Source organism: Xenorhabdus sp. IM139775 (genome assembly GCF_028598745.1).
GTDB lineage: Bacteria > Pseudomonadota > Gammaproteobacteria > Enterobacterales > Enterobacteriaceae > Xenorhabdus.
This window is the reverse complement of record NZ_JAQRFK010000030.1, coordinates 31,132-37,695: the sequence shown is the minus strand read 5'-3', so window position 1 is coordinate 37,695 and position 6,564 is coordinate 31,132. Positions and strand designations below refer to the sequence as shown.

At 42.4% G+C, this 6,564-nt stretch carries 3 protein-coding genes; 2 read left to right on the top strand and 1 reads right to left on the bottom strand.

Translation table 11 applies throughout. From position 1 onward, the window contains the following. Positions 1 to 185: 185 nt before the first annotated feature. Positions 186 to 1,472 carry a glycosyltransferase gene (locus tag PSI17_RS08675; protein ID WP_273551605.1) on the bottom strand — a complete coding sequence of 429 codons (1,287 nt, stop codon included), beginning with the start codon at positions 1,470 to 1,472 and terminating at the stop codon, positions 186 to 188. A 419-nt stretch (positions 1,473 to 1,891) separates the two neighbouring features. On the opposite strand from PSI17_RS08675, the gene glnS reads away from it, so the two are divergent. Continuing rightward, positions 1,892 to 3,559 (top strand): glutamine--tRNA ligase, encoded by a 1,668-nt coding sequence (glnS, locus tag PSI17_RS08670; protein ID WP_273551604.1) that lies wholly within the window; start codon positions 1,892 to 1,894, stop codon positions 3,557 to 3,559. Positions 3,560 to 3,793: 234 nt separating this feature from the next. After that, a complete protein-coding gene (locus PSI17_RS08665) occupies positions 3,794 to 6,502 on the top strand; it encodes a beta-N-acetylhexosaminidase (RefSeq protein ID WP_273551603.1) in 2,709 nt (902 codons plus the stop codon). The last annotated feature ends 62 nt before the right edge of the window (positions 6,503 to 6,564 follow it).

The following is a 6,564-nucleotide window of genomic DNA, read 5'->3' as shown; positions in this document are numbered from 1 at the left end:
TGTTGTAGGAAATATTATTGGAAATTTTTCATTATTAACAGGACTTATTTTTAAATGAAAAATAAGAAAAAGCTATAGTTAAGTAAGTAATTGTGATCGTTGTAACGATCTTGATGAAAATTAAATGAGCACATTTTTGTGCTCATTTATTTGAAACTATTTATACTTGTTATTATAAATAATGGTTATATAACAGGTGAGGCAGGGTTTTTACAACTCATTGAAATTTCTTTGTAAATTTTTTCAACACTCTTTTCGAAAATAACTTTTGACAGTAAAGAACTGAGATTTTTTTGTTGTATATCGGATGTGAATAAATTTCCATCATAGATGGAAATTATTTTTTGCGTCAGTGAAATTATGCTGTATTCAAACTTATCTTCCGAAGAGAAATAACTTGATGTTTCTACAGAACTTAAATTGGGAACAATGGTATAGATCCCATTTAATGCTGCTTCTAACGGAGTAATACCCAGTGTTTCGTAGCGTGAAGTGCAGACAAAAACCGCTTTTTTATTTACTGCATTGAAAATACTAAATAATTCCGCATGGGGTCGTTTATGGGAGATTAAAAAATATTTCCTGTATTCCATGGGGATCATGGCGTGTAGTCTCTCTCTTCTAATAGCATATTTTTCTTCATCACCTAAAATTAATATTTTTATTGGCACGCCTTTTTCTAATAATCGAATAGCGGAGTTAATTAATAATTCGATATTTTTAAAATAATCTAATCTGGCAACCGCGGTGAATAACAAAATTTCATCTTTATTGGTTTTTAGGAAATGTCGCATATTGGAATTTAATAAACTGCATGCATAATTTTCGTAGGAAAACATCGGGGGATTCACCTGTTTTATTTTTTCTCGATGAACACCTTTACTGACCAGATAATCACCTTGTAGTTTAGAGTGTTGTATAACAAAGTAATCTCTTCCAATCAAAGTATTAATGCCTATCGATTGTTGTTTATAAAGATGAAGTGCCTTATCTTTATTTTCAAATGCTTGATAGGCTTCCTCTTGTGAATAATTTCTCTGAAAATCTTCAACAAAAGGCCCGTGATGGGTTACACCACATAGGAAGTTTGACGGATGGTAAGAAAGCAAGGTATCTGTCTGATAATAAGCAAAAATATTGTGTGTTTGGTTATTATTTATAGAGAGGGATGATAAACTTTTAGCTAAGGCTTCTTTAATGTCTTCTGACTTCATCGAAAAATTGAAGCGCATTTTTATATATTTTATTCCGTCTGTTTTTAATTGTTCAATTTGAGGTGACAAGAGAGATTTATCTCTTTTATAGAGGATAAAACCAGCAAAAACCTGCTGTTGAATAAAATATTCAGCCATTTTTAATGCGAATGACGTGGCACCGACCTTAAACCCATTTGTATCGTGATCTGAGATATATTTTTCATTAATGACTATGGCTATAATCATCTTTTTATTGTCTGATGATAGATTCTTCATTTTCATTCTCTATTGATATATAGGATATCTTTTAACATTGAAGTGGTAATAATAACTAAAGGTGAAAGTTCCCGTTGCGTGGATAGGCTGATAAGAATTAAATAATAGTTTTATTATTGAATAGGTATCTGACGAATCAATGTCTTTAAGATATACTCATGTAGCCAGAGAAGTTAAATAATATTATACATAAAAGGCATACTATATTTTGTAATTGGCTTATTTTTAGGGAAATGGGTTACTGTTAACGCTTTGTTATCTGATTTTTTCAATCGGTTAAGATGAGGGCTGTTTTCCCGCTTTTTCGCCCTAACTTTACCCACTCCGCCATTTTCCACCAACAAAGTATTGTTTCTCGGTTCAGCTTATTAGATTATAGAGGGTTATGTTGAAGCGCTTTTTGCATTGAGGAAAAAACAATGAGTGAGGCAGATGCCCGCCCGACAAACTTTATTCGTCAGATTATTGACGAAGATCTGGCAACTGGTAAACATACATCCGTACATACCCGTTTCCCGCCTGAGCCTAACGGCTATCTGCATATCGGCCATGCCAAGTCGATATGCCTGAATTTCGGCATCGCTCAAGACTATCAGGGACAATGCAACCTACGTTTTGATGATACCAATCCGGTCAAAGAAGATATCGAGTATGTTGAATCGATTAAGAATGACGTTCAGTGGTTGGGATTCCAGTGGAGTGGGGATATTTGTTACTCCTCTGACTATTTCGATATCCTGTATCAATACGCTGTTGAATTAATCAATAAAGGATTGGCGTATGTCGATGAGCTGAGTCCTGAAGCGATCCGTGAATATCGTGGCACGTTAAAAGAGCCGGGCAAAAACAGTCCGTATCGTGATCGCAGCGCAGAAGAAAATTTAGCCCTGTTTGAAAAAATGCGTGCCGGTGAATTTGCGGAAGGTAAGGCGTGCCTGCGTGCCAAAATTGATATGGCATCCCCGTTCATTGTGATGCGTGATCCGGTCATTTATCGTATCAAGTTTGCGGAGCATCATCAGTCAGGGAATAAATGGTGCATCTATCCGATGTACGATTTCACACACTGCATTTCCGATGCGCTGGAAGGGATCACCCATTCCATCTGTACGCTGGAATTTCAGGATAACCGCCGTTTGTACGATTGGGTATTGGATAACATTACGATTGATTGCCACCCACGTCAGTACGAGTTTTCTCGTCTGAATCTGGAATATACGGTGATGTCCAAGCGTAAGCTTAACCAACTGGTGACAGAAAACATCGTTGATGGTTGGGATGATCCACGTATGCCAACAGTCTCCGGCTTGCGTCGCCGTGGTTATACTGCGGCGTCTATTCGTGAGTTCTGCCGCCGCATTGGGGTGACTAAACAGGATAACAACGTTGAAATGGCAGCATTGGAATCCTGCATCCGTGATGACCTGAACGAAAATGCACCGCGCGCGATGGCGGTTCTTGATCCGGTGAAACTGGTGATTGAAAACATGCCGGAAGGTGAAGTTATTCTGACGATGCCTAACCATCCAAATACGCCAGAAATGGGCAGCCGCGAAGTGCCGTTCAGCCGTGAACTGTACATTGACCGTGCGGATTTCCGTGAAGAAGCAAACCGTCAATATAAGCGACTGGTTCTGGGTAAAGAAGTACGTCTGCGTAACGCTTATGTGATTAAAGCAGAGCGTGTTGAGAAGGATGCACAAGGCAATATCACGACGATTTATTGCCAGTATGACGAGCAAACCTTGAACAAAGATCCCGCTGATGGGCGCAAGGTCAAGGGTGTTATTCACTGGGTCAGCGCGGCACATGGCGTACCGGCACAGTTCTACCTGTATGACCGTCTGTTCAGTGTGGCAAATCCGGGGGCAGAAGATGACTTCTTGGCGACGATTAATCCAGAGTCGCTGGTGATCCGTCAGGGTTTTGTCGAGCCGGGGTTGGCAAAGGAATTGCCAGAAACAACCTATCAGTTTGAGCGTGAAGGTTATTTCTGTGCTGACAGCCGCCTCTCAAATGCGGAAAATCTGGTCTTTAACCGCACCGTTGGCCTGCGTGACACTTGGGCAAAAATCTCACAACAGTAACGATCTCACAAAGATAATCTGGTTCAGATTGGTTATCCCATCCCGTAAAAAGCGTGATTATTTCACGCTTTTTTTATCGCTAATAGCCGCGTAATGAAAATTAACACTTTCAGCTAAGATTAAAAATTGCCTTATAGTCCTATATTGTATAGGGTTATTGCCTGGTCGAAATTGTACATTATTTGCCCAAGAATTGACCCATCGAAAAAATAATCAGTTCGGACGAGGTAATTTATGAAAACTATTAAATTACGTACCTTGGCAGCACTCATTACGGTAGTTGGATTGATAGGCAGCACCCATGCAGAAATGACATCGTCAATATCACCACAGCAAGCAATGTCATCACAGCAGATTGTGGATTTACTCAGTCAGTTAAACGTTAATTTCAACGTTATTGATAACCAAGCGGGTTCACATGGTACAGATTGCGCCATTCTTGGTGCGGATTCGGCGGTCTGTAACCGCGTTAACATCATTTTGAGTAACGGTGGTCAGGCCATCAATGCGTCAAATTGGGCGCTCTATTTTCACAGTATTCGCCAGATCCTGAAACTGGACAATGATCAGTACAAAATTACCCACATCACAGGTGACTTACATAAACTGGAACCGACGAAGAAATTTACCGGCATCAAGGCCAATGAAAAGGTCGTATTACCGATTATTGGCGAATATTGGCAGATCTTCAGTACAGATTTTATGCCGCGTTGGTATGCCACTTCCGGTGATGCTAAACCTAAGGTATTGGCCAATACCGATACTGAGAATATCAGCGAATTTTTATCTGATCTGAAAGGCGAACAGTGGAAACGTATCACAACGGATAACAATACCCTGATGACAGCCGAAAACCGTTTTGCCAAAAATCAGCTGGTGGCAACAGTCAGAGAAGATCAACTGAGAGGGCAGATTATTCCGACACCGAAAGCACTTTCCATTCATTCTCAGGATGTGGATTTATCCCGTGGGGTGAAATTAGAGTTGGGAGGGTTAAGCCGCGAATCGATTAACGTGATCAGGGAACGTTTCCAAGCCCATGACATTAATTTAACGGATAATGGTTATCAAATAGCGACTCAAATCAACGCAAACCAATTTACCCGGCCTTGGCGAGTAAAGGGTGCGTATGAATTGGAGATTACCACCCGTGGAACACAAATTATCGCATTTGATCAGTCTGGCGTGTTCTATGGCCTGCAATCACTATTTTCCCTGCTGCCTGCCAACGGTATGCCCAAGATTGTGACACTGACGGCAAAAGACGCACCACGGTTTGAATATCGGGGGGTATTCCTTGATGTTGGGCGAAATTTCCATAGCAAAGCCGCCGTTCTGCGTCTGCTTGAGCAAATGTCCCACTATAAGCTGAACAAATTCCATTTCCATTTAAGTGACGATGAAGGCTGGCGGTTGGAAATTCCAGGGTTACCGGAACTGACTGAAATCGGCAGTCAGCGCTGCCATGATTTGAGTGAAACCCAGTGCTTGTTGCCGCAATTGGGATCGGGGCCGGATAATCACAATAGGGGCAGTGGTTATTTTAGCCGTCAGGATTACATTGATATTCTGAATTATGCCAAAGCCCGGCAGATAGAAGTCATTCCAGAAATTGATCTCCCCGCCCATGCGCGTGCTGCGGTTGTGTCGATGGAAGCGCGTTATAAGAAACTCATGGCACAGGGCAAGGCGCAGGAAGCCAATGAATATCGCCTGCTTGATCCGACAGATACCTCGAATACCACCTCCGTCCAGTTCTATGATCGCCGTAGTTACCTTAACCCGTGCCTGAATTCCTCGAAGCAGTTTATTGATAAAGTGATCAGTGAGGTCGCTGCCATGCACAAAGAAGCGGGCCTGCCACTGAATACTTGGCATTTTGGTGGCGATGAGGCAAAAAATATTCGGTTGGGGGCAGGATATCAGGATAAAGAGGAACCGATTGTGCCGGGCAAGGGAATGATCAACCAAAAAATCGAAGATAAGCCGTGGGCGAAATCCCCGGCTTGTCAGAAGCTGGTCGCACAAGGTGTCGTTAAAGATGTTGATGAACTCGCCAGTTATTTTGCGATTGAAGTCAGCAAAATCGTCAATGCCCGCGGTATCAGCACCCTACAGGCATGGCAGGATGGCCTGAAACACGCTAAATCGGCCAAAGATTTCGCCACTAAACAGGTTGCAGTGAATTTCTGGGATACCTTGTATTGGGGAGGCACTGATTCAGTGAACGACTGGGCGAATAAGGGCTATCGGGTCGTTGTTTCCAGCCCTGATTATGTCTACTTAGATATGCCTTATGAAGTTCATCCGAAAGAGCGGGGTTATTATTGGGCAACGCGCTTTAATGATGAGGCGAAAATTTTCAGCTTTGCACCGAACAACCTGCCACAAAATGCGGAAACCTCGGTGGAACGTGATGGCAACCGCTTTAATTCCCATGGCAATAAACGCTGGCCGGGGGCTTATGGCCTATCGGGACAGGCATGGAGTGAAACCGTGCGTACCGATGAACAAATGGAATATATGATCTATCCTCGCTTGCTGCCGTTGGCGGAACGGGCATGGCATCAGGCAGAATGGGAACAGAATTATCGGCAGGGCAGGGAATATAAGGGTGGAATAACACACTATGTTGATACTGTGCTATTGCAACAGGACTGGGAACGCTTCGCCAACCTGATAGGGCAGCGTGAGCTGGCTAAACTGGATAAAGCCAAAATAGCCTATCGTCTGCCTGTGCCGGGTGGCAGAATTGTTTCTGGAACACTGGAAGCCAATATTGCATTACCGGGAGTTGTTATCCAATACTCATTGGATAATGGGAAAACATGGCAGGATTACAATGACAGACAGCGGCCGCACGTCAGCAGCAATGTAAAAATTCGTTCTGTCAGTATGGATGGAAAACGTTTTAGCCGTATAGACGACGTTAAATTCTCATGATTTTCTTTGAAAAATCAACTCAATAAGCGGGTAAAGCTACTGCTGATTAGTGAGAGCTCTCA

Coding starts and splice junctions, on each gene's coding strand:
- PSI17_RS08675 (WP_273551605.1), bottom strand. CDS start 1,472: ATGAAGAATCTATCATCAGACAATAAAAAGATGATTATAGCCATAGTC.
- glnS (WP_273551604.1), top strand. CDS start 1,892: ATGAGTGAGGCAGATGCCCGCCCGACAAACTTTATTCGTCAGATTATT.
- PSI17_RS08665 (WP_273551603.1), top strand. CDS start 3,794: ATGAAAACTATTAAATTACGTACCTTGGCAGCACTCATTACGGTAGTT.